Here is a 26894-nt window from a genome sequence, read left to right on the forward strand (position 1 = left end):
CCTGCATTCATGGCCGAGTCCGTGCCGGGCCGTTCCGGCTCACGACCCCGCCTTGGGCTTGGCCGCGGCCGGGGCGCGCTTGAGCGCGCGCCAGCCGATGTCGCCGCGGTACTGGCGGCCGTCGAACACCACGCGGTTCACGGTTTCATAGACGCGCTCGCGCGCCATGCGCACCGAGTCGCCCAGCGCCGTCACGCACAGCACGCGGCCGCCCGAGGTCTTGACGGTGGCGCCGTCGCGCTGGGTGGCGGCATGGAAGACCATGCAGTCGGCGGCGCCCTCGGGCAGGCCGGAGATGACGTCGCCGGTGCGCGGCGTGCCGGGGTAGTTGTGCGCGGCCAGCACCACGCCCAGGGCGGTGCGGCGGTCCCACACGATGTCGGCCTGGTCCAGGGTGCCCGCCACGGCGTGCTCGAACACGTCCAGCATGTCGCTTTTCACGCGCATCATGATGGGCTGGGTTTCCGGGTCGCCCATGCGGCAGTTGAACTCCAGCACCTTGATCGGACGGTCGGGATCCTCGCCCGGCGCGATCATGAGGCCGGCGTAGAGGAAGCCGGTGTAGGGGATGCCGTCGCGCTGCATGCCCTGCACGGTGGGCAGGATCACTTCGCGCATGATGCGGTGATGCATTTCCGGGGTGACCACCGGGGCCGGGGAATAGGCGCCCATGCCGCCGGTGTTGGGGCCTTCGTCGCCGTCGCGCAGGCGCTTGTGGTCCTGGCTGGTGGCCAGCGCCAGCACGTGGCGGCCGTCGACCATGACGATGAAGCTGGCTTCCTCGCCCAGCAGGCATTCCTCGATGACCACGCGCGCGCCGGCGGCGCCCAGGGAGCCGTCGCCCAGCATGGCGTCGACGGCGGCGTGGGCCTCTTCCAGGGTGGCGGCGACCACCACGCCCTTGCCGGCGGCCAGGCCGTCGGCCTTGATCACGATGGGCGCGCCCTCGCGGTCGATATAGGCGTGCGCGGCGGCGGGATCGGTGAAGGTTTCGTAGCGGGCCGTGGGGATGTTGTGCCGCACCATGAAGGCCTTGGCGTAGTCCTTGGAGCTTTCCAACTGCGCGGCGGCCTTGGTGGGGCCGAAGATCTTCAGGCCGCGGGCGCGGAAGGTGTCGACCACGCCGGCCGCCAGCGGCGCCTCGGGGCCGACGACGGTCAGGGCCACGCCTTCGCGCTGGACGAAATCGGCCAGTTCGTCGGCGCTGGTCAGGGCGACGTTCTCAAGGCTGCCGCCTTGCGTGCCGCCGTTGCCGGGCGCCACGTAGACCTTGTGCACGCGCGGGGATTGCGCGAGGCGCCAGGCGAGGGCATGTTCGCGGCCGCCCGAGCCGATTACCAGGAGTTTCATGATGGGAGGTTCTGCGTCTGGAAGATTCTGGGTGCGGCCGCCGCGCCGCCGGGCGCCGCGACCGGTGCCCGCCGTCCGGGGGGAAGGCGGGCGGATGGGGATGGAAGGGCGTTATTGCGCCTCGTCGAGTACGGCCGTCGTATAGACATCCTGTACGTCGTCCAGCGCTTCCAGCGCGTCCAGCAGTTTCTGCATCCGGACGGCGTCCTCGCCGGCCAGTTCGGTTTCGTTCAGCGCCTTCATGACGATGCCGTCCACTTCGGCCTTCAGGCCGGCGGCGTCGAAGGCCTGGCGCACGGCGGCGTAGTCGGCCGGGGCGGTGATGACCTCGATCACGCCTTCCTCGTCCGTGACGACGTCCTCGGCGCCGGCTTCCAGCGCGGCTTCCATGACCTTGTCCTCGGGCGTGCCGGGGGCGAAGATGAACTGGCCGCAGTGCTTGAACATGAAGGCCACCGAGCCCTCCTGGCCCAGGTTGCCGCCGTTCTTGGCGAAGGCGTGGCGCACGTCGGCGACGGTGCGGGTGCGGTTGTCGGTCATGCAGTCGACGATGACCGCCGCGCCGCCGATGCCGTAGCCCTCGTAGCGGACTTCGTCGTAGTTGGCGCCGTCGGCGCCGCCGGCGCCGCGCTGGATGGCGCGCTGGACATTGTCCTTGGGCATGTTGGCGTCGGTGGCCTTGTCCCAGGCCAGGCGCAGCCGGGGGTTGCTGTCCGGATCGGGGCCGCCGGCCCGTGCGGCGACGGTGATTTCACGAATGATCTTGGTCCACAGCTTGCCGCGTTTGGCGTCTTGGCGACCCTTGCGGTGCTGGATATTGGCCCATTTACTGTGTCCGGCCATGGCTTTCCGATTGTGATTTGAGCAAAACGGCTATTTTACCGTGCCGCCGGGCGCGCCGTCCCGGCGGCAGTGTTGCGCGGGCGCAGCGCCGGCGGACGTACACAGCGGCGGCGGCTCGCTCTACACTTGCCGCAACCGTCCAATCCCGGAGTTTTACCCATGTCCGACCCCGTCGTTCCCGTCCCCCCGCTGCCGATCGCCAAGAACGGCGCCGCCGAACTGGCGCTGCTGCCGGCCCTGGCCAACCGCCATGGCTGCATCACCGGGGCGACCGGCACCGGCAAGACCGTCACCCTGCAGGTGCTGGCCGAGCAGTTCTCGCGCATCGGCACCCCCGTGTTCATGGCGGACATCAAGGGCGACCTGACCGGCATCGCGCAGCCCGGCACGCCCGCGCCCAAGCTGATGGAGCGGCTGGCGTCGCTGGGCGTGCCCGCGCCGGCCTGGGGCGGCAGCCCCGTGGTCCTGTGGGACGTGTTCGGGGAGCAGGGCCAGCCCGTGCGCGCCACCATTTCCGACATGGGGCCGCTGCTGCTGGCCCGCATGCTGGAGCTGAACGACACCCAGGAAGGGGTGCTGTCCCTGGTGTTCCGGGTGGCCGACGACGAAGGCCAGTTGCTGCTGGACCTGAAGGACCTGCGCGCCATGCTGCAGAACGTGGCCGACCGCGCCGGCGAACTGAAGACCCGCTACGGCAACGTCTCGGCGGCCTCCGTGGGCGCCATCCAGCGCGGCCTGCTGACGCTGGAATCGCAGGGCGCGGACAAGTTCTTCGGCGAGCCCATGCTCGACGTCGCCGACCTGATGCGCACGGATGCGCAGGGGCGGGGCGTGGTCAACATCCTGGCCGCCGACAAGCTGATGCAGTCGCCGCGCCTGTACGCCGTTTTCCTGCTGTGGCTGCTGGCCGACCTGTACGAGAAGCTGCCGGAGGTGGGCGACCCGGAGCAGCCCAAGCTGGTGTTTTTTTTCGACGAGGCCCATCTGCTGTTCACCGACGCGCCCAAGGCGCTGCTGGACAAGATCGAGCAGGTAGTGCGGCTGGTGCGGTCCAAGGGCGTCGGCGTGTACTTCGTCACCCAGAATCCGCTGGACATCCCGGACACGGTGCTGGGCCAGTTGGGCAATCGCGTGCAGCACGCCCTGCGCGCCTTCACGCCGCGCGACCAGAAGGCGGTGCGCACGGCCGCGCAGACCATGCGCCCGAATCCCGCGCTGGACCTGGAGGCGGCGATCACCGACCTGGGCGTGGGCGAGGCGCTGGTGTCCTTCCTGGACGTCAAGGGGCGTCCGGGCATGACCGAGCGCGCATGGATACTGCCGCCGGCCAGCCGCATCGGCCCCTGCACCGCGGCCGAGCGCCAGGCGCTGCGCGACGCGTCGCCGCTGCGGGGCAAGTACGAGCAGACCATAGACCGGGTTTCCGCCTACGAGGTACTGGCGCAGCGCACCCTGGGCAACGAGGTGGCCCCGGGGGCGGGCTCCGCATCGGGTCAGGCGGCGCCGGCGGGCCCGGCGTCTTCCGCGCCGGTCGGCACCGCGCCGGCGGGCGGCCAGGCCGGCCAGCCGGGCCAGGCGCAGGGCGACGGCGGCTTGATGAAGGAGGTCAGCGACGTCCTGTTCGGCTCCACCGGCCCGCGCGGCGGCAAGCGCGACGGCGTGGTGCAGAGCATGGCCAAGACCGCCCTGCGCCAGGCCGCACGCGAACTCGTGCGCGGCGTGCTGGGCTCGCTGATGGGATCGCGCCGGCGGTAAGCGGGGCGCGGCGTTCACGGCGGCGCATGGACGCAAAAAGACGATCGGCCGCTGTTTCCAGCGGCCGATCGCTTTTCGAGGGCCGGTCCGCCGCGGGCGATTGTCGCCCGCTCGGGCTCGGGCTCAGGCCCCGACGTAGCGGGTGACGTCGTCCAGCGTGCGCTTGAAGCGCGTCACCATTTCGCGCACCTCGTCGGGCGTGATGATCAGCGGCGGGCAGAAGGCCACGGTGTCCTGGATGCCGCGGACGATCAGGCCGTGTTCGTGGGCCTGCTCGTAGGCATAGCCGCCGGCCTTGCCCAGCGGGTCGAACGGCCGCTTGGTGGCCTTGTCCGCCACCAGCTCGACGCCGGCGATCAGGCCCTCGCCGCGCACTTCGCCGACCAGCGGATGGTCGGCCAGGGCGCGCAATTGCTCGTGCAGCAGCGCGCCGCATTCGGCGGCGTTCTCGATCAGCCCGCGCTCGTCGATGATCTTGAGGTTCTCCAGCGCCACGGCCGTGGCGACCGGATGGCCGCTGGCCGTGTAGCCGTGGCCCAGTGTCCCCACCTTGCCGCTGTTCTCGGCGATGACTTCGTTGATCTGGGGCGACAGCAGCACGGCGGCCAGCGGCTGGTAGGACGAGGTGATCTGCTTGGAGAACACCATGATGTCCGGCTCGATGCCGTACACGTCGCTGCCGAAGCGCTTGCCCAGGCGGCCGAAGCCGGTGATGACCTCGTCGGCGATCACCAGGATGTCGTGCTTGCGGCACACGGCCTGGATTTTCTGCCAATAGGTGCGCGGCGGGGCGATGACGCCGCCGGCGCCCATCAGCGGCTCGCCGATGAAGGCGGCCACGGTGTCCGCGCCTTCCTGCAGTATCAGCGCTTCCAGTTCGTTGGCCAGGCGGGTGGCGAAATCCTCTTCCGACTCGCCGGGCTTGGCATAGCGGTAGTGGTGCGGACACGCGGTGTGCTTGATCTGCGGCAGGGGCAGGTCGAAGTCGCGGTGGTTGCCGGCCAGGCCGGTGAGGCTGGCCGAGGCCACCGTCACGCCGTGGTAGGCGCGCTGGCGGGCGATGATCTTCTTCTTCAGCGGACGGCCCAGGGCGTTGTTGTAGTACCAGACGAACTTGACGACGGTGTCGTTGGCTTCCGAACCGGAGTTCGTGAAGAAGGCCGTCGCCATGCGGCCTTCCGTGTAGTCGACCAGGCGCTGGGCCAGCTCGATGGCGGGCAGGTGGGACTTGTGCGTGAAGGTGTGGTAGTACGGCAGCTTGCTCATCTGCCGCGTGGCGGCCTCGACCAGGCGCTGTTCGCCGAAGCCCACGGCCACGCTCCACAGGCCGGCCATGCCTTCGATGTATTGCTTGCCCTGGTCGTCGTAGACGTAGATGCCCTGGCCGCGCTCGATGACGCGCGGGCCGGTGCTGCGGTGCTTGATGGCATTGGTGTAGGGATGGAGATGGCTGCGGACGTCGATGCCGTGGCTGTCTTGGAGGGAGGACATTAGCGTGTTTCCTGCTGTGGGGCCGCGGTGTACAGGCGGATAGTGCGTTGGGGGAATGCGCGGCCGATAGGTGGATGATATATGGGAGCGGCGCGGCCGTCAGCGGGCGGCGGGTTGCGGTCCCTTGGCCCCTACGCGCGGCGGTTCAACGCCAGGAACAATCCCGCGCCGCAGATCAGCACGATGCCCGCGGCCGCCTCCAGGTCGGGCGGCCGATTGAACAGGAAGGTGCTGTAGGCAACCGCCATGGGAACCTGCAGGTAGTTCAGCGGCGCCAGCGTGGACGCCGCCACCCGCTGGAAGGCGACGATCAGCAGGACCTGCGCGATGCCGCTGCACAGGCCCAGCGCCAGCAGGGCCAGCAGCTCGCCGGCGCCCGGCGTGGCCGCGAGCGGAAAGAAGGGCGCCGGCAGCGCCGCGCCCACCCAGCAGATCGCCGTGGTCGAGGCGAACTGCACGTAGCCCGGCGTCTGCCCGGCCAGGCGCCGCGTGGCCAACTGGAACAGGGCATAGCAGATCGCCGCCGCGGCCATCAGCGCCGTGCCTATCCAGGGCAGGTCGCCGCCCGGGCGCACGACCAGCAGCATGCCGCCGAAGCCCACCGCCACCGCCAGCCATTGCAGGGCGCGCACGCGCTCGCGCAGCAGCCAGGGCGAGAGCGCCACCATGATCAGCGGCGCGGTGAAGTAGATCGCGGTGGCTTCGGACAAAGGCATCCAGATCAGCGCGGTCATGTAGCAGGTGGCCACCGCGCACAGCAGCAGTCCGCGCACCACCAGCAGGCCGGTGGGACGCGGGCCGGCCGCGCCCGCCCGCGCCGGGACAGGGGCGCCGGCCTGCGCGCCGCGCGCGCGGCCGCGCCAGGCGCGCAGCAGCCAGAGCGCGCCCACCAGCGCGACCGCCGTGTAGCGCATCAGGTTGAGAAAGGTGGGCGGATAACGCGAGATCATGTACTTCGAGCCCGCGTCGAAGGTGGCGAAGGCCACCAGCGCGGCCACGAAGATCAGGCAACCGGCGCGCTGGGAAGCGGCCGCCGGCGTCGGCGCGGCGTGGGCGGTGGTGTTCATCCTACGGCGCCAGGCCTTGCAGGAAGGCGTCCAGGGCCGGGCCGATGGCTTCCACCATGTAGCCGCCTTCCTGCACCACCACGGTGGGCAGGCCCAGGCCGGCGATGCGCTCGCCCAGTTGGCGGTAGGCGTCGATATCCACCTTGAGCACGCTGATGGGATCGTCCTTGTAGGTGTCGAAGCCCAGCGGCAGCACCAGGGCCTGGGGCCGGTAGTCGCGCAGGGCGGTCAGGGCCTCGTCCAGCGCGGCGAGGAAGGCCGCGCCGTCCGCGCCGTGCGGCAGCGGGTAGTTCAGGTTGTAGCCGTGGCCGCTGCCGTAGCCGCGCTCGTGCGCGTAGCCGGTGTAGAAGGGGTAGTACTGCGCGGGGTCGGCATGCAGCGACAGCGTCATGACGTCGGCGCGGCGGTAGAAGATGTGCTGCGTGCCGTCGCCGTGGTGCGCGTCCACGTCCAGCACGGCCACCTTGTCGTAGCTCAGCCGCAGGCGCTGCGCCGCCGCGGCGCTGCTGTTCAAGTAGCAGAAGCCGCCGGCCCGGTCGGCGTGCGCGTGATGGCCCGACGGGCGGCACAGCGCGTAGGCGCTGCCCTGCGTGGCCCGCGCGTGGTCGGCGGCGGCCACGGCGCTATGCGTGGAGCGCAGCGCCGAACGCCAGGTATGGGGGCCGATGGGGCAGGACAGGTCGCTCAGGTAATAGCCGGTCTGCGCCACGATGGAGGGCGAGGGGCAGGGGCCGCGCGCGTCGTCCTCGACCCGGCCGTTGTAATAGGGCGAGAGATTGGGCAGCACTTCGATGCCGGGTTCGATGGCGCCCGGTTTCTTCAAGGCCTGCCACCCGTCCCAGGCGTTTTCCAGGTAGTCGAGGTAGGCGTCGGCGTGCACGCCCGCCAGCGGGGCGCGGCCGAAATCCGGCGGCTCGTCGATGGGAATGCCGCGCGCCCGCAGTTGCGCCAGCAGCGCTTCGGCGCGCGCCGGCAGGTCGGTGGGCTTGCTGATGCGGCCCAGCCGCATGAACTGCTGCGGGTCGTGCAGGATCTGGTCCGCGGAAAAGAAAGCCTTCATGGCTGCCCCTTCGATGGCGCGGGCGCGCAACAGCCGTCGCCGCCCGCGCCTTTCAGCTCGATCTCCACGAAGACGAATTCCGCCTCGCCCGGATTGATCACGTTGTGCTCCACGCCGACCGGCCGGTAATAGGACTTGCCCGTGGTCAGGGGGCTGCGGACCTCGCCCTGCGGCGTTTCAAGCAGCAGCTCGCCGGTGGTCTGCGGCACCACCACGTAGTGCATGCCATGGCGATGCCAGCCGGTTTCGCCACCGGGCGGAAAGCGCCATTCGGTGACCTTGACGAGTTCGTTGTCGATCTGGACGGTGGGAACGGCGGCGGGGCGTTGCATCGTATGTCTCCTGGAGACCGAAGGGGAATGCTCGGGGCGCGATAACGGCGGCGCGGCGGCGGGACCGGCGCCGCGCCAGGCCCCGCCGCGGCGCGCCGGCCGCCGCGGGGCCCGCGCGCGTCACTTGTCGATATAGACGTCGTCGAAGCTCTCGTTCAGCCCGATGGCCGTCTTCACCAGGTTATGCACCTTGGCGCGATACAGCGTGGGATATTCGAGATCGAGCAGGTAGCCGTTGGCGACGTCGCTGACCAGGCCCGACTGGATCTTCGAATAGAGCGCCTGGCGCTTGGCCTTGTCCACTTCGGACGCGGCCTCGTTCCACAGCTTGTCGAGATCGGGGTTGTTATAGCCCTGCACGTTGGCGAAGGGCGTGCCCTTGACGATGTTCGATCCGACGTACAGGCGTTGCACGCCCAGCGCCGGGTCGCCGTACTGGTAGGTGAAGTTCAACGTGATGTCGAAGTCCCAGTTGCCGGTGCGGCTGGCCCAGCCGCCGGCATCGGTGGCTTCGGTGTCTACCTTGAAGCCCAGTTGCTCCAGCGCCTGCTTCACGTATTCGCCCAGGCGGTCCCAGGTCGCGCCGTAGGGAAAGGCCAGTTGGCGGATGGTGTAGTCGCCCGGCTTGATGCCCGATTCCTTGATCAGCTCGCGCGCCTTCTTCATGTTGAAGTCCAGCGCCGGCGTGTTCTTGTCGTAGAACATTTCGGTGGAGACCAGCGGACCGGTCGACGGCTTGCCAAGGCCGAAGAAGATGTTGTCGACGATGAGCTTGCGGTTGAGCGCGGCCATCACGGCCTGACGCACCTTGACGTTGTCGAAGGGCGGCTTGCGCATGTTCATCAGCAGGTAGGCCTGCGGCGAGAACATCTCCCAGCCGGCGGTGGTGTACTTCACGTTGGGCAGGCCGCGCAGGCGCTTGACGTCGACGTTGTCGACGTCGCCGCCGCGCAGCACGTCGACCGAGCCGCGCTCGAACGCCACGGCGCGCGAGGCGGAGTCGGGAATGACGTTGAAGATCAGCTCGTCCAGGTAGGGCTTGCCCGCTTTCCAGTAATTGGGATTGCGCACCAGCTTGATGTATTCGCCGCGTTTCCATTCCTTGAAGATGAAGGGACCCGTGCCGACCGGCTTCTGGTTCGCCGGGTTGTTCATGTAGTCGGTGCCGGCGTAGATGTGCTTGGGCATGATGGGCGCGAAGCCCGGCTCGAAGGCCAGCAGGAAGGCAGGGAAGGGCGATTTCAGCTTGACCACCACCGTCAGGTCGTCGGTCTTGCCGACCGACGCGACGAACTGGTTCAGCAGCACGCGGGCGCGGGCGTGCGTCTTCGGCAGCATGTCGGCCAGTGAGAACACCACGTCGTCCGCGGTGAAGGGCTGGCCGTCCTGCCATTTCACGCCCTCCTGCAGATGGAAGGTGTAGGTCAGCCCGTCGGCGGAGACCTCATAGGACTTGGCCAGGCTGGGCTGCGGCTTGAGGTCGGCCGAGTAGGTGAACAGGCTTTCGAAGATCTTGCCGGCCACGAACTGGGTCGGGGCCTGCTGGTTGATGGCGGTTACGATGACCGGCGGCTCGGGCTGCACGATCATGTTCAGCGTGCCGCCGCGCGTTTGCGCCTGCGCGCCGAAAGGCAGCGCGGCCGCGGCGGCCAGCGACGCCAGGACGAGTTTGAAGCGTTGGTCGAGTTTCACAACAGGCCTCCGTAGCGGGAAGTGGATGCGTCGCCCGGCGGCCTTCGTGGGGACGCCGGCGGTGGGAGAAAACGGAAGACAGCTTCAGGCCCCGATAGGGGTTTGATGCGAAGGCGGCGCCGCCGCGCGACGGCGGGCGCGGAGGGCCGCGGCGCCGGCGGGAAGGCGGGATGGCAAAGGCGTGAAGTCCGACGGCAAGATATTCCCCTTGAGACGGGCCGCTGCGGGCCCGGTAGCGTGTTTTTTCTTGTGGACGGTACTTGAAGTGCTGCGTGTACTGCTGAGCGCAGCGTATCGAATATTTGGTACTCTCAGTAGAGCCAAAATTCTCCGCATGGAGGGTGCCACTTGCGCGACGTCAGCCTGTCCGAAGTCTTGCTGCAACGCCTGGATAGAGGGGAGAAGGAACCGCTATCGCGGCAGATATATACCGTTCTGCGCACGTTGATCCTCGACGGCGAGATCGCCGCCGGGGTCAAAATGCCCGCTACCCGCACCCTGGCGGACGACCTGGGGTTATCCCGCAACACCGTCATGCACGCCTACGAGCAACTGCTGGCGGAGGGCTACGTGGTGTCCGCCTTCGGCAGCGGCACCTTCGTTTCCGACACCGCGCCGCGCACGCGCGGGGCAGGGCATTCGCCCGGCCATGCCGACGATCCCGCCTGGCACCAGGCCGCGTTGTCCAGCCGCGGCGCCCGGCTGGTGCGCCTGGCCTCGGCCTCGGACAGCCAACTGGGCGCCTTCGTCCCGGGCGTGCCCGACGTCTCCCTGTTTCCGCACGCCATCTGGAACAAGCTGCTGGGCCGGCGCTGGCGGTCGCCGCCGCCGGATCTGCTCACCTACGCGCACGGCGCCGGCTACATGCCCCTGCGCCGGGTGCTGGCGGAGCACCTGCGCCTGTCGCGGGCGGTCCGCTGCGAACCCGAGCAGGTGGTGCTGACCACCGGCATCCACCAGTCCATCGGCCTGCTGGCGCGCCTGCTGGGCGACGCCGGGCAGGCGGCGTGGATGGAGAACCCGGGCTACTGGGGCGCGCGCGCCATGCTGCAGGCCTGCGGCATCGAGACCGTGCCGGTGGACGTCGACGACGAGGGCATGGCGCCGGACGCCGCGCAACTGGCACGGCCGCCCCGCTTCATTTTCGTGACGCCCTCGCACCAGTATCCGCTGGGCCACATCATGAGCCTTTCCCGCCGGCGCGCCCTGCTCGACTATGCCCGCCAGCACGGCGCCTGGATCGTCGAGGACGACTACGACAGCGAGTTCCGCTTCGGCGGCAAGCCGCTGGCCTCGCTGCAAGGCATGGACCAGCACGACCGCGTCCTTTACCTGGGGACGTTTTCCAAGACGCTCTACCCCGGCATACGCCTGGGCTACATGGTGCTGCCGCGGGCGCTGGCCGCGCCGTTCGGCATCGGCCTGTCCGAGTTGTACCGGGAAGGGCGCCTGATGGACCAGGCGGTGCTGGCGGACTTCATCGAGAAGGGCCACTACGCGACCCACCTGCGGCGGATGCGCCAGGTCTATGCGCGCCGCCAGACCCTGCTGCGGGACGCCATCACGGCCCAATTCGGCCCCGGCTGGCCCATTTCCACGCACGAAGCGGGGCTGCACCTGGTCATGCACCTGCCCGCGGGCACCGACGACCTGGGCATCGCCATCGCGGCGCGCACCCTGGGACTGGCGGTGCGGCCGCTGTCGCGCTACTACGAGGGGACGGCCGGCGCGCCGGGCCTGTTGCTGGGTTATGCCTGCGTGCCTGATAATCTCATCGGTCCGTCCTTCCAGCGCCTGGTGCAGGTGATCACGCCCGCCCTGGAGCACCGGCGGCGGGCCCCCATGACGCGCGGCGCCTGAGACGGGCGCCAGCCGGATTCCGAATGCCGTATCCAAGGAGACAGCCCAGTGGCAAAGAAACACAAGATCGCAGTCATCGCCGGCGATGGCATAGGCAAGGAAGTCATGCCCGAGGGCCTGCGCGTGCTGGATGCGGCGGCGGCGCGCTTCGGCATCGATTTCCAGTGGGACCATTTCGACTGGAGCTGCGATCACTACGAAAAGCACGGCAAGATGATGCCGGACGACTGGCGCGAGCAGATCGGCGGCCATGAAGCGATTTTCTTCGGCGCCATCGGCTGGCCGGACAAGGTGCCGGACCATGAGGCGCTGTGGGGCTCGCTCTTCCGCTTCCGCCGCGATTTCGACCAGTACATCAACCTGCGCCCCGTGCGGCTGATGCCCGGCGTGGTCTCGCCGCTGGCCAATCGCAAGCCCGGCGACATCGATTTCTTCATCGTCCGCGAGAATACCGAGGGCGAGTATTCCAACAGCGGTGGCACGCTGTTCGCCGGCACCGAGCGCGAAGTCGTCATCCAGGAAAGCGTTTTCACCCGCATCGGCGCCGAACGCGTGCTGAAGTTCGCCTTCGAGCTGGCGCGCAAGCGCGGCAAGCACCTGACCGCCGCCACCAAGTCCAACGGCATTTCGATTTCGATGCCCTGGTGGGACGCCCGCGTGGCCGAAATGGCCCGGCACTACCCGGACGTGCGGTGGGACAAGTTCCACATCGATATCCTGTGCGCCCACTTCGTCCAGCATCCCGATCGCTTCGACGTGGTGGTGGCGTCGAACCTGTTCGGCGACATCCTGTCCGACCTCGGTCCCGCCTGCACGGGCACCATCGGCATCGCGCCTTCGGCCAACCTCAACCCGGAACGCAAGTTCCCGTCGCTGTTCGAGCCCGTGCATGGGTCGGCGCCGGACATCTACGGCAAGGGCATCGCCAATCCCATCGGGCAGATCTGGAGCGGCGCGCTGATGCTGGACTTCCTGGGCTACCCGGAGGCCTCGCAGGCGGTGGTGCGCGCCATCGAGGCCGTCCTGGAGCACGGTCCCCGCACGCCGGACATGCAGGGCAGCGCCAAGACCGCCGACGTCGGCAAGGCCGTCGCCGAGCGGCTGGCGCAGGCGTAGGCGCAGGGAAGGGGACGCCGATAACGCAGGGCTGTTACAAACCCGGCGCCCCGCGCTGCCGCCCCGTTATTTGCAAGGGCGGCGGGGAGGGAGCGGAAGGAAGGATTTGATGTAACAGTCCTATGCCGATCCGTATGAACCAACATAAATTCACGAAGATCGCAAGGCATTGGGAGCGAATCGGCGTTTTTAGCTGCGCCGTTTCATCGAATTTTCAATTTTGAATGCGGTTGTAAGGTTATAGTGTTGCGTGCAGTGCCGGACCCATGGGCGCGGGGGCGTCCAGTGATGCTGGCGGAGCTGCATTCCTTATCCGCACGACATGATCACTGAGTTCGAGTTTGGCATTGTTACCTTCTACAAGTTTGGCTATCGACACCGCTGAAAGCATGCCCGGTGCCGCGCCGCCGCGCACCTACGGCGACGGCGGCGGCGTGGTGCTTTACAACGGCAAGGTGGGCAATCAGCGCCTGGATCGCTTCTGGCGCAAGTTCTACTCGGCGATGCGCAGCCGGCGCATGCAGCACAACCGCCATCTGTGGCCCTACGTCTCGATCAAGCGCGACGCCACGGGCGCCATCTCGGCCTTCAAGGCCTTTCGCCATTCCGTGCCCCTGACCCCCATCAGCGAGGCCTTCTCCGCCCCTCACGAGCTGGTGCACCTGATCCTGAGCGGTCCGTCCATCGGCGAGATCCAGTACGACCGCCTGCCCATCGAGACGGCCATGGGCGTGAACGGCTCCATCGCGCTGGTCCACAAGTTCGATATTCCGTTCAAGTACTACTGCGTCATCGACCAGAATTTCGTGCGCCGCCGCATCGACCTGATGCGCGAGGTGGTGTCGCGCGACCTGACGCTGTTCGTCACGCCGGACGTGCTGCGCTATCTGATGCAGGGGATTCCGCCGGCCACCTACAAGTGCCGGATCTGCGTCATCGAAGTGGTGTCCGAGCGCGCCTACCAGCCGTCGTCGACGCCGCAGGAGCTGCTGGCGCTGGCGCAGGCCGGCCCGGAGATGTCGGTGTTCGACGCGGAGCGCGCGCTGGGCTTCAGCTTCAATGTGGCGCGGGGGGTGTTCGACGCGGATACCGTGGCCTATGCCGCCTTGCAGGTGATGGTGGCGGGCGGCGTGAAGAAGATGTACATCCACGGCCTGGACCTGGGGTTCTCCAGCGGCCGCCGCTTCTACGACGAAGGGGCGCGTCCCGAGACCAGCCGGCTGGTGCGCAATTTCGAACGCATGATAGAGCCGTCCTTCGCCCATGCCGCGCACCTGCTGCAGGCGCGCGGCGTCGAGCTCTACAACCTGTCGCTGGACAGCGCGCTGTCCGACCGCATCATTCCCAAGGTCAACTGGCGCACCTTGCTATCGCCTCCGGAGGCATAGCGCGATCCGTGGCGAGGCATATGAGATAGCACGATGAGATACGGGCCGCATGAGCGGCCCGTATCGTTTGTGCTTCAGCCTGGCTGTTTGCGCCGGCGCCGCCGGCCTCAGTGCGCGCCCGCCGCCGCCTCGGCCGCGCCGCCGCCCTTGCCCGCCCTGGCGGGACGGGCGAACCAGACCAGCGCGATCAGCGCGATGAAGATCACCGCCGACGCATAGAACACGTCCAGCGCCGACAGCGTGAACGCCTGGGCGTTGACGATGCCGTCCACGGCGGAAAGCGACTGCTGCGGCGACATGCCTATCGTCGACAGCGAATTCACCGCCTGGTCGAAGGCCTGCGTCCCCGGCCGGGCCGTTTCGGTCAGGTGCGCGTGGTGCATGGTCGCGCGGTTCTCCCACACCGTGGTGGCGATGGAGGTGCCGAAGCCGCCCATGGTCAAGCGGCAGAAGTTGGACAGCCCCGAGGCCGCCGGAATGCGCCAGGGTTCGATGCCGGACAGCGTGATCGACGTCAGCGGCACGAAGAAGGCGGCCATGGCCGCGCCCTGGATGATGGTCGGGATGACCAGGTTGCGCATGTCCGTCTGCGGCGTGAAGCCGGAGCGCAGATAGCACACCAGCGCGAACACGCAGAAGGCGAAGGTGACCAAGTGGCGCGGATCGCGCGTGGCCAGCAGGCGGCCGACCACGGGCGTGAGCACGATGGCCAGGATGCCCACGGGCGCGGTGACGATGCCGGCGTCCGTCGCCGTGTAGTTCATATTGCTTTGTAGCCAGAGCGGCAGCAGCACCACGTTGCCGAAGAACACGCCGTAGGCCACCGCCAGGGTGATCGCGCCCACCGAGAAATTGCGGATCTTGAACAGGCGCAGGTCCACCACCGGGTGGGCGTCGGTCAGCTCCCAGATCACGAAGAACACGAAGGCGATGACGACCACCACGGCCAGGGTGACGATGGTCGAGCTCTGGAACCAGTCCAGCTCCTTGCCCTTGTCGAGCATGACCTGCAGCGAACCGACCCAGACCACCAGCAGCAGCAGGCCGACCTTGTCGATGGGCCGCTTGTGCGTGACCGATTCCCGCTTGCCGTAGATGCGCCAGCTTATCCACGCGGCCAGCAGGCCCACCGGCACGTTGATGTAGAAGATCCAGGGCCAGGTGTAGTTATCGGATATCCACCCGCCCAGCAGCGGCCCGGCCACGGGCGCCACCAGCGTGGTCATGGCCCAGACCGCCAGCGCCATGCCGGCCTTTTCCTTGGGGAAGCTGGCCAGCATCAGGGCCTGCGAGAGCGGAATCATGGGACCGGCCACCGCGCCCTGCAGCACGCGAAAGCCGATCAGCGCTTCCAGCGTGGGCGCGAAGCCGCACAGCCACGAGGCCAGCACGAACAGCAGGGTGGAGGCCAGGAACAGCCTGACCTGGCCGAAGCGCTGCGTCAGCCAGCCCGTCAGCGGCACGGTGATGGCGTTGGCCACCGCGAAGGAGGTGATGACCCAGGTGCCCTGGCTGGTGCTGACGCCCAGGTCGCCGGAAATCGTCGGGATCGAGACGTTGGCGATCGAGGTGTCCAGCACGTTCATGAACACCGCGGTCGACAGCGCCACCGCGCCGACGATCCGCGTGGCCCCGGTCAGGGGCGCGTAGGTGCCGGGGGGCTGCGCCGGGGCGGCCGGCGCGTCGCCGGCGTTGGTGTTTTGCTCGCTCACTGGTGTGCGCTCCTGCCTGGCCGGCTTATTGCGCCAGGTTGGCCTGGATGATCTTCTGGATCATGGCGTCCGCTTCCTTGTGGTCGGGCTCGAAGGCGCGCGTCGACCAGGCCGGCTCGGCGCGGGTGGCCTCGGTCACGGCCTTGCCTTCCTGCTTGCCGACGTCGACTTCCACGTCCATGGACAGGCCGATGCGCAGGGGATGCGCCTGCAGCTCCTTGGGATCGAGCGCGATGCGCACGGGCACGCGCTGCACCACCTTGATCCAGTTGCCGGTGGCGTTCTGCGCGGGCAGCAGGGCGAACGCGCTGCCGGTGCCGGCATCCAGGCCGGCCACCTTGCCGTGGTACTTGACGCTGCCGCCGTACAGGTCGGCGGTCAGTTCCACGTCCTGGCCCACGCGCATGTTGCGCAACTGGCCTTCCTTGAAGTTCGCTTCCACCCAGACCTGGTCCAGCGGCACGATGTTCATCAGCGTGCTGCCGGGCGAGACGTGCTGGCCGACCTGCACGCCGCGGCGCGCCACCATGCCGGTCACCGGCGCCGGCAGCACCGTGCGCGAGCTGGCCAGCCAGGCGTTGCGGACGTTGGCGGCGGCTTCGAGCACGTCGGGATGCTGTTCGACCGTGGTGCCGTGCGTCAGGGCCTGGTTGGTGGCCAGCTTGGCCTTGGCGGCGGCCAGGGCGGCCTTGGCCTGCGCCACGCCGGATTCGGCGCTCTTCAGCGTGGTCTGGGCGTGCAGGATTTCCTCGCCGCTGACGCCGCCGGACTTGGCCAGGGCCTGGCGCCGCGCGAAGTCGCTGCGGGCGCGCGCCAGATCCGCCTGGGCCCGTTCGATGTCGGCCACGCGCACGTCGACGTCGGCGGCCAGCGCATCGTTCTGCACGTACAGCGTGCGCACCTGGCGCACCGTCTGGCCCAGCTTGGCCTCGGCCTGCGCCAGCGCGATGTCGGTGTCGGCGTTGTCCAGGCGCACCACGGGCGCGCCGGCCTGCACGGTCTCGGTGTCGTCGGCTTCGATCGCCACCACCGTGCCGGGCACCTGCGGCGTGATCTGCACCAGGTTGCCGTGCACGTAGGCGTCGTCCGTGCTCTCGAAATGCGAACCGACCACCCACCACCAGACGGCGTAGGCGATGGCGATCAGAATGAAAACACCGGTTGCCAGCAACATCAGGCGTTTGCGGGCGGGATTGGGAGTCTGCGGGGCATTCATGACGTGGTGTCCGATGGGTTCAATGGGTGTTGTTCTGGTCGTCGGAGGCCGCGGCGGCCTCCACGTAGCCGCCGCCCAGGGCCTTGGCGAGGTCGGCATCGAGCTTGTACGCGCGGAAGCGCAGGTCGGTGTCCAGGCGCGCCTGCGTCAGCACGCTGTCCTGCGCTACCAGCACGGTCAGGTAATTGCCCAGGCCGGCGCGGTAGCGGTTCACGGCGAGGTCGTAGGCCGCGTCGGTGGAGGCGCGCGCCTGGCGCTGTTCGACGGTCTCGCGTTCCAGCAGGCGCAGCGCGTCCAGCGCGTCGGCGGTCTGCTGCACGGCGGTCAGCACCGTCTGGTTGTAGTCGGCGATCGCCAGGTCGGCATCGGCGCGGCGGCCCGCCAGGTTGGCGTTGAGCTCGCCGTTGTGGAACAGCGGCAGCGAAATCGCCGGCCCGATGTTGGCGACGCGGCTGCCGGCGTCCAGCAGGTTGCCGGTGCCCAGGGCCTGGAAGCCGATGAAGGCGGTGAGGTTGACGTTGGGGTAGAACTGCGCCTTGGCGACGTCGATCTCCTTCTGCGCCGCTTCCGCGCGCCAGCGCGCGGCCGTCACGTCGGCGCGATGGCCCAGCAGTTCCAGCGGCACGGTGGCGGGCAGGGCGCCGCCGGGCGCGGTCAGCGTGGCGGCGGCCAGGCGCTGGCCGCGCTCCGGGCCCGCGCCCACCAGCGCGGCGACCTGGTTGCGCAGTTGCGCCAGCGTGGTCTCGATCTGGGTCAACTGCACCTTGCCGGCGGCCAGCGCGGCGTCGGCCTGCTTGACTTCCACCTGCGTGTCCAGGCCGGCGCTGAAGCGCTGGGCGGTAATGGACTGGACGTTCTCGCGCTGCTTGAGGATGCGCTGCAGGACCTCGCGCTGCGCGAAGGCGTCCTGCAGGTTCAGGTAGGCCTGCACCACCGCGCTGCTCAGCATGACGCGAGCCGCCTGGCGGTCGGCCTCGGCGGCTTGCTGCTGCGACAGCGCGGCCTTCAGGTGCGAGCTGTGCTTGCCCCAGAAGTCCAGTTCATAGCTGAAGTTCAGCCCCAGGCTGTTGTCGCTCTGCACCGAGCCGGCCAGCGGCGCCGGGTAGATGTAGTTCTTGGAAATATGCTCGCGCTGCAGGCTGTAGGTGGCGTCGACGTGCGGCAGCAGCGGCGAACGGGCCGTGCCCACGGCGGCGTTGGCCTGGGCCAGGCGCGCCTGGGCCGAGGCCATCGAGGGGCTGTTGGCCAGGGCTTCATCCACCAGGGCGTCGAGCTGGCTGTCCTGGTAGCGGCGCCACCATTTGTCCGTGGGCCAGTCGGCGGTGGCCGTGCTCAGGCCCAGCGCGGTCCCGTCGACCTGCTTGACCGGTTGGGGACCTGGCTCCATCAGCGCGCAACCGCCCAGGGTCAGGACCAGCAAGGAGCTCAATAAGCGTTTCATAGAAGGTGTGGAGATGAGATGCTTTAAGTATTTGTTCAGGATGTAATTGCCTAGGCAGCAAACTGGGCGAATAAACGCCGCCGATTGCGCCGCGCCGTCATCGGGGCGGCGGCACCGGCGCCGAGCCGTTGGCCAGCATGCGGCGCATGAAATGGGCGAGCATTTCCACCTCCTTCTCCGTGAAACCGCGCAGAAAGTGATTCAGGGTACGGGCAATGTTCAGGGGGATCTGCCGGGTGATGGCGGCGCCTTCTTCCGTGACCTCGATCTTGACCACGCGGCGGTCCTGCTCGCTGCGCTGGCGGCGCAGCAATCCCTTGGCTTCCAGGCGATCCAGGGTGCGCGTCATGGCGCCCGTGTCGACGTCGGTCATGCGCGCCAGTTCGGCCCCCGTGTCGGCGCGTCCCAGGCTGACCATGGCCAGCGGGCGCCATTGCGAGGCCGTCAGTCCGAGCGGGGCCATCTCCTGGTCCAGCGCCCGGGTGAACGCGTTGTACACCAGCTTGATGAGATACCCGGGGTTCTCTTCAAACATTTGCAGGCGGTCGCACCGGTAGGGCGGCGAATCGTCTGACGTGTCAGGGATCTCAATGTTCATGGATCGAAATATAGTTGCCTAGACAGTTATTGTCAATAAAGACAGGGACGGTCTCAGGGTCTTCGGGGACGCTCCATCGCCCCGGGGGCGGCGGGTTCGCGCGCGGCCCGCGCCGGCGTGTCGCCGGCGACGCAGAAAGGGGGTGCAAACGTGGCGCTCCCGCACATAAAATCCGGCCCATGACTTCAACGACCGCCACCCCGGCCGCCCGCGGCTATTCGCGGCGCGCCGATCCTGGCCGGCGCATGCGCGCACGCCGGCCGGCGGCCGGCATGCGCCGGTGCGCCGCGCGCGACGGCGCGAATTCCCTCGCTTTCCATCCATCCTGTACCCAACGATAAACGCAGAAAAAGGAGCGTTGCATGGCCAGCACTATCGCAAAGGCAATCCAGCTCGAAACCCACGGCGGTCCCGAGGTCCTGAAACTCGTCGACCTGGAAGTGCCGCCCCCCGGCCCGAAGGAAGTCACGATCCGCCAGCACGCCGCGGGCTTGAACTTCATCGACATCTACTACCGCACCGGCCTGTATCCGCACCCGCTGCCGCACGGCCTGGGCTCGGAAGGCGCGGGCGTGGTGGAGGCGGTCGGCAGCGAAGTCACGCACCTGAAGACGGGCGACCGCGTGGCCTACGGGCAGAGCCCCCTGGGCGCCTATGCGCAGGTGCGCAACGTGCCGGCCGCGAACGTGGTGAAGCTGCCGAAGGCCATCGGCTTCGACGAAGCCGCCGCCATGATGCTCAAGGGCCTGACGGTGCAATACCTGTTTCGCCAAACCTACCGCCTGCAAGGTAATGAGACGATTCTTTTCCATGCCGCCGCCGGCGGCGTGGGCCTGATCGCCTGCCAGTGGGCGCGCGCCCTGGGCGTGAAGTTGATCGGCACGGTTTCCAGCCCGGAGAAGGCGGCGCTGGCCAAGGAGCACGGCGCCTGGGCCACCATCGATTACTCGCGCGAGAACGTGCCCGAGAAGCTGCTGGAGCTGACCGGCGGCAAGAAGGTGCCGGTGGTGTACGACGGCGTCGGCAAGGACACCTGGGAAGCCTCGCTGGACTGCATCGAGCCGCGCGGCCTGATGGTCAGCTTCGGCAACGCCTCGGGACCGGTGGCCGGCGTGAACGTCGGCATCCTCAACCAGAAGGGCTGCCTGTACCTGACGCGTCCGTCGCTGGGCCTGCACATCAACACGCTGGACAAGCTGCAGGCCGCTTCCAGCGAGCTGTTCGACCTGGTGGCCAAGAAGAAGATCAAGCTGAGCATCGGCCAGCGCTATCCGCTGGCGCAGGTCGGCGAGGCGCACACCGCGCTGGCCGGCCGCAAGACCACCGGCGCGACCATCCTGACGCTGGATTGATGCGGGATTGACGCGGGGATCGAAGCGGTCCTGACGGCGGCGGTCGAAGACGCGCATCGCGGCGTCTTCGAACGCCGCCGCGTGCATTGCGCCGCGCCCGCGTCATTACAGTCACTCGCATTTTGTGCACAGACCGTCACGTCTACCCTTCCGGGGCCTGGGCTAAGGTGAATCATGTCCCTGACCTAGAGGAGATGCGACATGACCCGGAAACTTCTGGCTTTGGCCTTGGCTACGACGGCGTTGGGCGGCCTCGCGGCCTGCTCCCATCCGACCGTGGTGCAAACCAAGGACGGACAACAGATCGTCGCCCCGGATGAGCCGCAATACGACAAGAAGTCCGGCACCTACCAGTACGAAGACAACGGCAGGAAGGTGCAGATCAACAAGGACGACGTCCATTCCATGGAGGAAGTGAAGTAAGCCTCCAGGCAGCCGCCGGGCCGCGCCGCGCGCGGCTTGCGCCGGCCGCGGGCTCAGCCCTGGCCGTATTCCTTGTGATAACGCGCCACGGTCTCGACTTCGTTCTTCGAGCCGAGGATGACGCTGACGCGCTGGTGCAGTTGCGTGGGCTGGATGTCGAGGATGCGCTGGCTGCCGTCGATGGCGGCGCCCCCGGCCTGCTCGATCAGCAGGCTCATGGGATTGGCTTCGTACATCAGGCGCAGCTTGCCGGGCTTGTTCGGCTCGCGCGAATCCCACGGGTACATGAAGATGCCGCCGCGCGTCAGGATGCGGTGGACGTCGGCCACCATGGACGCCACCCAGCGCATGTTGAAGTCCTTGCCGCGCGGGCCCGTCTTGCCGGCCAGGCAGTCGTCGATGTAGCGCTTCACCGGCGGCGCCCAGTGGCGCATGTTCGACATATTGATGGCGAATTCCTTGGTGTCCTCGGGAATGCGCATTTCCTCGTGGGTCAGCACCCAGGATCCCATTTCGCGATCCAGGGTGAAGCCGGCCACGCCGTTGCCCACCGTGAGGACCAGCATGGTCTGCGGGCCGTAGACCGCGTAGCCCGAGGCCACCTGCCTGTTGCCGGGCTGCATGAAGTCCTGTTCGCCCACGGGCTGGCCGGGCTCCTCGTGATGCGCGCGCAGCACCGAGAAGATGGTGCCGATGGACACGTTGACGTCGATGTTCGACGAGCCGTCCAGCGGATCGAACAGCAGCAGGTATTCGCCCTTGGGGTAGCGGTTCGGAATTGGATGGATGGTCTCCATTTCCTCCGACGCCATGGCGGCCAGGTGGCCGCCCCACTCGTTGGCCTCGAGCAGGATTTCGTTGGACATGACGTCCAGCTTCTTCTGCACTTCGCCCTGCACGTTCTCCGTGCCCAGGCTGCCCAGCACGCCGCCCAGCGCGCCCTTGCTGACGGCGTGGCTGATGGCCTTGCACGCGCGCGCCACCACTTCGATCAGCAGGCGCACTTCCGGCACGACCACGCCGTGTTCGCGCTGCTGCTCGATCAGGTATTGGGTGAGGGTTTTTCGTTTCAAGGGAATCTCCAGGATGAATGAAGTCAGGCGGCCAGTTCCAGCGCCTTGGACACGATTTCGTTGACGTTGCGCGAAAGGCCCGCGTGCGCGCGCACCTGCTCCAGCGCGCGCCGCATGGGCTCGCGCAGGGCCGGGGTATAGCGCGCCCAATTGTCCAGGGCGCGGGCCAGCCGGGCGGCGATTTCGGGGTTGAGCGCGTCCAGCGCCAGCACCTGCTCGACCCAGAAGGCGTAGCCGCTGCCGTCGGGCAGATGCAGGCCGCGCGCATTGTTCAGGCAGAACTGGAACACCAGCGCGCGGGCGCGGTTCGGATTGCGCAGCGTGAAGGCGGGGTGGGCCATCAGGCCGCGCACCGTCTCCACCGACGTCGAGCGCGCCGTGGCCTGCAGCGCGAACCACTTGTCGATGACCAGCGGGTCCTGCTGCCATTGCTCGTAGAACTCGCCCAGGGCGCGCGTGGCGTCGTCGGCCAGGCCATGGTTGACCAGCGCGCCCAGGGCGCCGAGACGATCCGTCATGTTGCTGGCCTGCGCGTATTGCTCGTTGGCCCACGCCTGCGCGCGCGCGTCGCCGGCCGCCATCAGGTGGGCCAGCGCCAGGTTCTTCAAGGCGCGCCGGCCCGCCGGCACGGGCGCCGGGCTGTAGGCGCCCGGCGTCTGGTTGTTCTCGAACGCCTCGGCCCAGGCCTGGGCCAGTTGGCGGCCCAGCTCCGCGCGCGTGAAGTCGCGCGCCGCGGCCAGGGCAGGGGGATCGATCTCGGCCATGCGTTCGGCCAGCGTCTTCTCCGACGGCAGCGCCAGCGCGCGGGCGCGGTAGGCCGCGTCCAGCCGCGGATCGGTCAGCAGGGTGCGCCAGGCCTCGACGAACGCCGGCTGCAGGCTCAGCGCCTCGCCGCGCTGGACGTGCGCCGCCAGCGCGAGGATCTGGCGCGTGGCCAGTTCCTGGCCGGCTTCCCAGCGGGCGAAGGGATCCGGGTCGTGCGCCGACAGCAAGGCCAGTTCGTCGTCGCGCCAGGGGTACTCGACGATGACGGGCGCCGAGAATCCGCGCAGCAGCGAGGGCACGGGTTCGCTGGGAATGCCGTCGAACACCCATTGCTGGCGGTCGGTGGTCAGCTCCAGCAGCACGGTGTCGGTGGCCGGCGCGCCGTCCTGCGACAGTGGCAGGGTCTTGCCCGCGCGGTCCAGCAGCCCGATGGCGAAGGGGATGTGCAGGGGCAGCTTGGCGGCGCCGCCGGCGGCGGTCTTCTCGACGCCGACCGCCGCGCAGCGCTGCGACAGGGTCACGGTGCAGCGCCGCGACGCCGCGTCGTAGGCCATCGCCACGGTGACGCGCGGCGTGCCCGCCTGGCGATACCAGCGCCGGAACACGGACAGGTCGCGGCCGGGATGCTGACGCGTGTAGACCGATTCCATCGCGGCCACGAAATCGTCGCAGGTCACGGCCTGTCCGTCGTGGCGGCGGAAATACTCGTCCATCCCCGCGCGGAAGCCTTCCTCGCCCAGCAGCGTGTGCTGCATGCGGATGACCTCGGCGCCTTTCTCGTAGACGGTGGCCGTATAGAAGTTGCCGATCTCCTGGTAGCTTTCGGGCCGGATGGGGTGCGCCATGGGGCCCGCGTCTTCCGGGAACTGCGCGGCGCGCAGCGTGGCCACGTCGTCGATGCGCTTGACCGCGCGCGCGCTGGCGGCGGCCGCCGCATCCAGGCCGTGCGCCATCATGTCGGCGCTGAACTCCTGGTCGCGGAAGACCGTCAGGCCTTCCTTAAGGCTCAACTGGAACCAGTCGCGGCAGGTCACGCGGTTGCCGGTCCAGTTATGGAAATACTCATGGCCGATGACCGATTCGATGCCTTCGTAGTTGGCGTCCGTGGCCGTATCGGGATTCGCCAGCACGTAGGCCGCGTTGAAGATATTCAGGCCCTTGTTCTCCATCGCGCCCATGTTGAAGTCGCGCACCGCGACCACCATGAAGCGGTCCAGGTCCAGCTCCAGGCCGAAGCGGGTCTCGTCCCAGCGCAGCGCGCGCTCCAGCGACTCCAGGGCCCAGGCCGTGCGGTCCTCCGAACCGGGATCGCTATACACCTGCAGCAGCACCTCGCGGCCGCTGGCCGTCCTGGTGCGCGTTTCGCGGCAGGTCAGGCGGCCCGCCACCAGGGCGAACAGATAGCAGGGCTTGGGGAAGGGGTCTTCCCACTCCACTTCCCGGCGGCCGTCCGGCAGCGCGCGGCTGGCCACCAGGTTGCCGTTGCTCAGCAAGTGCGGGTACTCGGGCCGCGCGCGCAGCGTGACGCGATAGCGCGACATCACGTCGGGCCGGTCCGCGAACCAGGTGATGCGGCGAAAGCCCTCGGCTTCGCACTGGGTGAAGAAATTTCCGCTCGATACGTACAGGCCCATCAGGGTCGAGTTGGCCTGCGGCCGGCAGCGGCTGACGATCTCCAGCACCGCTTGGTCGGGCAGGCCGGGCAGCGTCAGGGTGTGCGCGGTCAAGGCGTAGCGGCCGGCGTCCCAGGCGGCGCCGTCGACATGCACCGAGACCAGTTCCAGCTCGCTGCCGTCCAGCACCAGCGGCGCGGTGTCGCCGGGCGCGCGGCGGCGCAGGGTCAGGCGCGAGGTCACCGTGGTCGTCTCGGGTTCCAGGTCGAACGTCAACGCCACTTCGGGAATGTCGAAGGGATAGGGCTGGTAGTCCTTGCGGTAGACGGTCACGGAAGTATCGGTGCGCATGGGCTATTTTTCCCCGGGAAGAAGTAATGACATGGCTATTGTAGGACGCGGCTTGATGCTTGCTGCGCAAAACTTTATACGCGACGCCTTGTCTCAAGTGAATGCGCAAGACGTATGATGCGTCGCGGCCTTACAGGAGCGTGGCCGTTCCCCAGGAGTCATGTTATGAATCGCTATAAAAATTCGTCCCTCTCGCGCTGGATCCAGGCTTGCTGCGCCGTCTTGTTCGCCGTGGCGTTGACGGGTTGCGCCACCACCCATACGGTCTCGGCGCGCGTGACGTCCTTCCAGCATTGGCCCGATAACGCGACGGGCCAGAAGTACCGCTTCGTCGCGGCCGATGCGGCGCAGGAGAATAATCTGGAATACCTCTCGTACCAGGACACGGTCCGCGCCGGCATCGGCGCGACCGGCCTGGTGGAGGCGGCCAAGGGGGCGCCCGCGCGGTTCAACGTGTCCTTTACCTACGGCGTCGCGCAGACCCAGGTGATGGTGCGGCAGCCCTACAACCCCTACTTCTTCGGCGGCTATCCCGGCTTCTACGGTCCGCGCGGCTATTGGGGCGGCTGGGGCGGCTACTGGGGACCGGACTGGGTCGACGTGCCGACGGTGGCCTATCGCAACTGGCTGACGCTGTCGATCCACGACAACGCCAATGGCGGCGCCGAAGTGTATCGGGCCAGCGCTTATAGCGTATCGGACGGCGACCGTCTGCTGCGCGTCATGCCTTATCTGGTGCGGGCGATCTTCGACCAGTTCCCCGGCAATAATGGCTCCGAGCGGAAGGTCGAATACCCGGTAGGTCGTTGATTATTAGGTTGTTTTAATGAAGATACAATGTACTAACTAATGAAATAAGTCAGGGACGTGCCATTTATACGTATAAATGGATATATTTGTCCCGATCGGCTTCCCGCTGGCCCCGAGGCTTGCGCCGGCGGGGCCGAAGACATAAAAAAACATCGCGCCGGATATCGGCGCGATGTTTTTGGCGGCGGCCCGTCGAAGCAGGGCGGCGATGCGCAAGGGGCTGTCAGGCAGCCCCATGGCTTTACTGGATGAGAAAGGTGTCCCGCTTGGCGCCTTCCGCCTCGGCGGCGGTCAGCCAGCGCGGCGCCTTGCCGCGGCCGCTCCAGGTTTCGCCCGTATCGGGATGGCGGTACTTGGGCGCCACGGCGCGCTTGGCGCGGGGCGCGGCGGCCGGCGCGGCGCTCTTGCGCACGCCGGGCGCGCGGGCAGGCTTGCCGAAAGCCGCGGCGATTTCCTCGGGGGTGATATTGTATTCACGCATCGAACGAATGATCGACGCCACTACGGGCTTGCGTCGCTTGGTCTGCAGCAATTCGGCGCGCTTGCGCAATTTGCCGATTTCCTTTTCTATCTTCGCCTGCTGTGCCGCGTAGTTTTCTCTAACCATGGTGCTGTGATCCTTATTATGGAAATTCGGTTTTCCCGACAGGATGAAGTTATTGTATCCGCAATGGTACAAAATTTATACCGCTATTATCCTTAGAATTCTTGAATCCATATGTTTCCGTCCAGCGCTCGTTCAAGGAAGTATCAACCATGTCCTTCAAAGTCGCCGCGATTCAAATGATCAGTACGCCGGACGTGCGGGAAAATCTGCAGGCGGCCGGCGCGCTGATCGCAGAGGCCGTAGCGGAGGGCGCCGCCCTCGTGGCCTTGCCCGAATATTTCTGCCTCATGGGGCGCAAGGACACCGACAAGGTGGCCGCGCGCGAGAACGAGGACGACGGGCCGATCCAGGCATTCCTGGCCGAACAGGCGCGTTCGCACGGTATATATGTGGTCGGCGGCACGCTGCCCATGGTTTGTCCGGAACCGCAAAGAGTCTATAACACGACCCTGGTATATGGGCCCGACGGCGCGCGGATTGCGCGCTATGACAAAATCCACCTGTTTAACTTCCAGCGCGGCACGGAATCCTTCGACGAGGCCGCGAGCATCCGGCCGGGCGCGACGCCGCGCATTTTCGATGCGCCTTTCGGCAAGGTCGGATTGTCGGTCTGCTATGACCTGAGATTCCCTGAGCTTTATCGAGCTTTTGGAGACGTCAGCTTGATTTTGGTTCCCGCCGCCTTTACTTATACGACGGGACAAGCGCACTGGGAATTGCTGCTGCGCGCCCGCGCGGTCGAAAATCAATGCTATGTGCTGGCGCCGGCCCAGGGCGGGGTGCATCCCAATGGGCGGCGCACCTGGGGGCATTCCATGCTGGTCGATCCCTGGGGCGAAATTGTCGCGCAGTTGCCCGAGGGGCCGGGCGTGGTCGCGGGTAACATAGATGCCGAGCGTCTTGCGGAAGTGCGGACAGCCTTGCCGGCACTGCGGCACCGCGTCATGTAATCGCAAATTGTCTACACCCGATAAATAAC

Annotated in this window: 22 protein-coding genes; 8 read left to right on the plus strand and 14 right to left on the minus strand. The window is 67.7% G+C overall.

What is annotated here, in order from left to right; translation table 11 throughout:
- Positions 1-39: 39 nt before the first annotated feature.
- Together purD and CAL29_RS10045 are read right to left on the minus strand one after the other, a co-directional pair.
- Entirely contained in the window at positions 40-1350 is a 1311-nt protein-coding gene (purD, locus tag CAL29_RS10040) for a phosphoribosylamine--glycine ligase (protein ID WP_094852914.1), read from the minus strand.
- 111 nt (positions 1351-1461) lie between these two features.
- Positions 1462-2193, minus strand: coding sequence for a YebC/PmpR family DNA-binding transcriptional regulator (locus tag CAL29_RS10045; protein WP_094852915.1), 732 nt, complete (start codon positions 2191-2193; stop codon positions 1462-1464).
- A 159-nt stretch (positions 2194-2352) separates the two neighbouring features.
- On the opposite strand from CAL29_RS10045, the gene CAL29_RS10050 reads away from it, so the two are divergent.
- Entirely contained in the window at positions 2353-3948 is a 1596-nt protein-coding gene (locus CAL29_RS10050; RefSeq protein WP_094852916.1) for a helicase HerA-like C-terminal domain-containing protein, read from the plus strand.
- Between the two features lie 123 nt (positions 3949-4071).
- On the opposite strand, the gene CAL29_RS10055 is transcribed toward CAL29_RS10050, so the two are convergent.
- The 5 genes from CAL29_RS10055 to CAL29_RS10075 all read right to left on the minus strand — a co-directional run bounded on the left by CAL29_RS10055 (position 4072) and on the right by CAL29_RS10075 (position 9590).
- Entirely contained in the window at positions 4072-5439 is a 1368-nt protein-coding gene (locus CAL29_RS10055; protein WP_094852917.1) for an aspartate aminotransferase family protein, read from the minus strand.
- 131 nt (positions 5440-5570) lie between these two features.
- A complete protein-coding gene (locus tag CAL29_RS10060) occupies positions 5571-6506 on the minus strand; it encodes a DMT family transporter (protein WP_094852918.1) in 936 nt (311 codons plus the stop codon).
- Between the two features lies 1 nt (position 6507).
- Positions 6508-7566, minus strand: a complete 1059-nt coding sequence (locus tag CAL29_RS10065; RefSeq protein ID WP_094854000.1) for a histone deacetylase family protein — start codon at positions 7564-7566, stop codon at positions 6508-6510.
- Positions 7563-7898, minus strand: coding sequence for a cupin domain-containing protein (locus tag CAL29_RS10070; RefSeq protein ID WP_094852919.1), 336 nt, complete (start codon positions 7896-7898; stop codon positions 7563-7565). The genes CAL29_RS10065 and CAL29_RS10070 overlap by 4 nt, the downstream gene beginning before the upstream one ends.
- Positions 7899-8018: 120 nt before the next feature.
- Positions 8019-9590, minus strand: a complete 1572-nt coding sequence (locus CAL29_RS10075) for an ABC transporter substrate-binding protein (RefSeq protein WP_094852920.1) — start codon at positions 9588-9590, stop codon at positions 8019-8021.
- A 348-nt stretch (positions 9591-9938) separates the two neighbouring features.
- On the opposite strand from CAL29_RS10075, the gene pdxR reads away from it, so the two are divergent.
- The 3 genes from pdxR to CAL29_RS10090 all read left to right on the plus strand — a co-directional run bounded on the left by pdxR (position 9939) and on the right by CAL29_RS10090 (position 13954).
- Positions 9939-11450 carry a MocR-like pyridoxine biosynthesis transcription factor PdxR gene (gene pdxR / locus CAL29_RS10080; protein ID WP_094852921.1) on the plus strand — a complete coding sequence of 504 codons (1512 nt, stop codon included), beginning with the start codon at positions 9939-9941 and terminating at the stop codon, positions 11448-11450.
- A 48-nt stretch (positions 11451-11498) separates the two neighbouring features.
- Positions 11499-12566, plus strand: a complete 1068-nt coding sequence (locus CAL29_RS10085; protein ID WP_094852922.1) for a tartrate dehydrogenase — start codon at positions 11499-11501, stop codon at positions 12564-12566.
- A gap of 389 nt (positions 12567-12955) precedes the next feature.
- Positions 12956-13954: a hypothetical protein gene (locus CAL29_RS10090; RefSeq protein WP_256977332.1), complete on the plus strand. Its 999-nt coding sequence runs from the start codon at positions 12956-12958 to the stop codon at positions 13952-13954.
- A gap of 107 nt (positions 13955-14061) precedes the next feature.
- On the opposite strand, the gene CAL29_RS10095 is transcribed toward CAL29_RS10090, so the two are convergent.
- From CAL29_RS10095 to CAL29_RS10110, 4 genes are all read right to left on the minus strand, one after another.
- Positions 14062-15666, minus strand: a complete 1605-nt coding sequence (locus tag CAL29_RS10095; protein WP_094852923.1) for a DHA2 family efflux MFS transporter permease subunit — start codon at positions 15664-15666, stop codon at positions 14062-14064.
- A gap of 25 nt (positions 15667-15691) precedes the next feature.
- Entirely contained in the window at positions 15692-16882 is a 1191-nt protein-coding gene (locus tag CAL29_RS10100) for an HlyD family secretion protein (protein ID WP_094852924.1), read from the minus strand.
- A gap of 19 nt (positions 16883-16901) precedes the next feature.
- Positions 16902-18323, minus strand: a complete 1422-nt coding sequence (locus CAL29_RS10105; RefSeq protein WP_094852925.1) for an efflux transporter outer membrane subunit — start codon at positions 18321-18323, stop codon at positions 16902-16904.
- Between the two features lie 97 nt (positions 18324-18420).
- Entirely contained in the window at positions 18421-18921 is a 501-nt protein-coding gene (locus CAL29_RS10110) for a MarR family winged helix-turn-helix transcriptional regulator (RefSeq protein WP_179283974.1), read from the minus strand.
- 362 nt (positions 18922-19283) lie between these two features.
- Here CAL29_RS10110 and CAL29_RS10115 point away from each other — a divergent pair, with 362 nt between their 5' ends.
- Entirely contained in the window at positions 19284-20273 is a 990-nt protein-coding gene (locus CAL29_RS10115; protein ID WP_094852926.1) for a quinone oxidoreductase family protein, read from the plus strand.
- A gap of 201 nt (positions 20274-20474) precedes the next feature.
- Positions 20475-20696, plus strand: coding sequence for a YgdI/YgdR family lipoprotein (locus CAL29_RS10120; protein WP_094852927.1), 222 nt, complete (start codon positions 20475-20477; stop codon positions 20694-20696).
- Between the two features lie 53 nt (positions 20697-20749).
- On the opposite strand, the gene CAL29_RS10125 is transcribed toward CAL29_RS10120, so the two are convergent.
- Both CAL29_RS10125 and pepN read right to left on the minus strand, forming a co-directional pair.
- Positions 20750-21769 (minus strand): class 1 fructose-bisphosphatase, encoded by a 1020-nt coding sequence (locus CAL29_RS10125; protein ID WP_094852928.1) that lies wholly within the window; start codon positions 21767-21769, stop codon positions 20750-20752.
- Positions 21770-21792: 23 nt separating this feature from the next.
- Positions 21793-24498 (minus strand): aminopeptidase N, encoded by a 2706-nt coding sequence (gene pepN / locus CAL29_RS10130; protein ID WP_094852929.1) that lies wholly within the window; start codon positions 24496-24498, stop codon positions 21793-21795.
- Between the two features lie 165 nt (positions 24499-24663).
- Here pepN and CAL29_RS10135 point away from each other — a divergent pair, with 165 nt between their 5' ends.
- Positions 24664-25308: a DUF4136 domain-containing protein gene (locus CAL29_RS10135; RefSeq protein WP_094852930.1), complete on the plus strand. Its 645-nt coding sequence runs from the start codon at positions 24664-24666 to the stop codon at positions 25306-25308.
- Positions 25309-25549: 241 nt separating this feature from the next.
- Here CAL29_RS10135 and CAL29_RS10140 read toward each other — a convergent pair whose 3' ends face one another.
- Entirely contained in the window at positions 25550-25915 is a 366-nt protein-coding gene (locus CAL29_RS10140; protein ID WP_094854003.1) for an H-NS histone family protein, read from the minus strand.
- Positions 25916-26064: 149 nt separating this feature from the next.
- Here CAL29_RS10140 and CAL29_RS10145 point away from each other — a divergent pair, with 149 nt between their 5' ends.
- The gene (locus CAL29_RS10145) at positions 26065-26865 is read left to right on the plus strand and encodes a carbon-nitrogen hydrolase family protein (RefSeq protein WP_094852931.1); all 801 of its coding nucleotides are present in this window, start codon (positions 26065-26067) and stop codon (positions 26863-26865) included.
- The last annotated feature ends 29 nt before the right edge of the window (positions 26866-26894 follow it).

This window comes from Bordetella genomosp. 10 (assembly GCF_002261225.1).
Classification (GTDB): Bacteria; Pseudomonadota; Gammaproteobacteria; order Burkholderiales; family Burkholderiaceae_B; genus Bordetella_C.

What these genes read in the sequence shown, in the direction of transcription:
- CAL29_RS10055 (WP_094852917.1), bottom strand. Translation starts at nt 5,439, where the DNA reads ATGTCCTCCCTCCAAGACAGCCACGGCATCGACGTCCGCAGCCATCTC.
- CAL29_RS10120 (WP_094852927.1), top strand. Translation starts at nt 20,475, where the DNA reads ATGACCCGGAAACTTCTGGCTTTGGCCTTGGCTACGACGGCGTTGGGC.
- CAL29_RS10050 (WP_094852916.1), top strand. Translation starts at nt 2,353, where the DNA reads ATGTCCGACCCCGTCGTTCCCGTCCCCCCGCTGCCGATCGCCAAGAAC.
- CAL29_RS10145 (WP_094852931.1), top strand. Translation starts at nt 26,065, where the DNA reads ATGTCCTTCAAAGTCGCCGCGATTCAAATGATCAGTACGCCGGACGTG.
- CAL29_RS10100 (WP_094852924.1), bottom strand. Translation starts at nt 16,882, where the DNA reads ATGAATGCCCCGCAGACTCCCAATCCCGCCCGCAAACGCCTGATGTTG.
- CAL29_RS10060 (WP_094852918.1), bottom strand. Translation starts at nt 6,506, where the DNA reads ATGAACACCACCGCCCACGCCGCGCCGACGCCGGCGGCCGCTTCCCAG.
- purD (WP_094852914.1), bottom strand. Translation starts at nt 1,350, where the DNA reads ATGAAACTCCTGGTAATCGGCTCGGGCGGCCGCGAACATGCCCTCGCC.
- CAL29_RS10105 (WP_094852925.1), bottom strand. Translation starts at nt 18,323, where the DNA reads ATGAAACGCTTATTGAGCTCCTTGCTGGTCCTGACCCTGGGCGGTTGC.
- CAL29_RS10135 (WP_094852930.1), top strand. Translation starts at nt 24,664, where the DNA reads ATGAATCGCTATAAAAATTCGTCCCTCTCGCGCTGGATCCAGGCTTGC.
- CAL29_RS10045 (WP_094852915.1), bottom strand. Translation starts at nt 2,193, where the DNA reads ATGGCCGGACACAGTAAATGGGCCAATATCCAGCACCGCAAGGGTCGC.
- CAL29_RS10090 (WP_256977332.1), top strand. Translation starts at nt 12,956, where the DNA reads ATGCCCGGTGCCGCGCCGCCGCGCACCTACGGCGACGGCGGCGGCGTG.
- CAL29_RS10115 (WP_094852926.1), top strand. Translation starts at nt 19,284, where the DNA reads ATGGCCAGCACTATCGCAAAGGCAATCCAGCTCGAAACCCACGGCGGT.
- CAL29_RS10065 (WP_094854000.1), bottom strand. Translation starts at nt 7,566, where the DNA reads ATGAAGGCTTTCTTTTCCGCGGACCAGATCCTGCACGACCCGCAGCAG.
- CAL29_RS10110 (WP_179283974.1), bottom strand. Translation starts at nt 18,921, where the DNA reads ATGAACATTGAGATCCCTGACACGTCAGACGATTCGCCGCCCTACCGG.
- CAL29_RS10070 (WP_094852919.1), bottom strand. Translation starts at nt 7,898, where the DNA reads ATGCAACGCCCCGCCGCCGTTCCCACCGTCCAGATCGACAACGAACTC.
- CAL29_RS10140 (WP_094854003.1), bottom strand. Translation starts at nt 25,915, where the DNA reads ATGGTTAGAGAAAACTACGCGGCACAGCAGGCGAAGATAGAAAAGGAA.
- pepN (WP_094852929.1), bottom strand. Translation starts at nt 24,498, where the DNA reads ATGCGCACCGATACTTCCGTGACCGTCTACCGCAAGGACTACCAGCCC.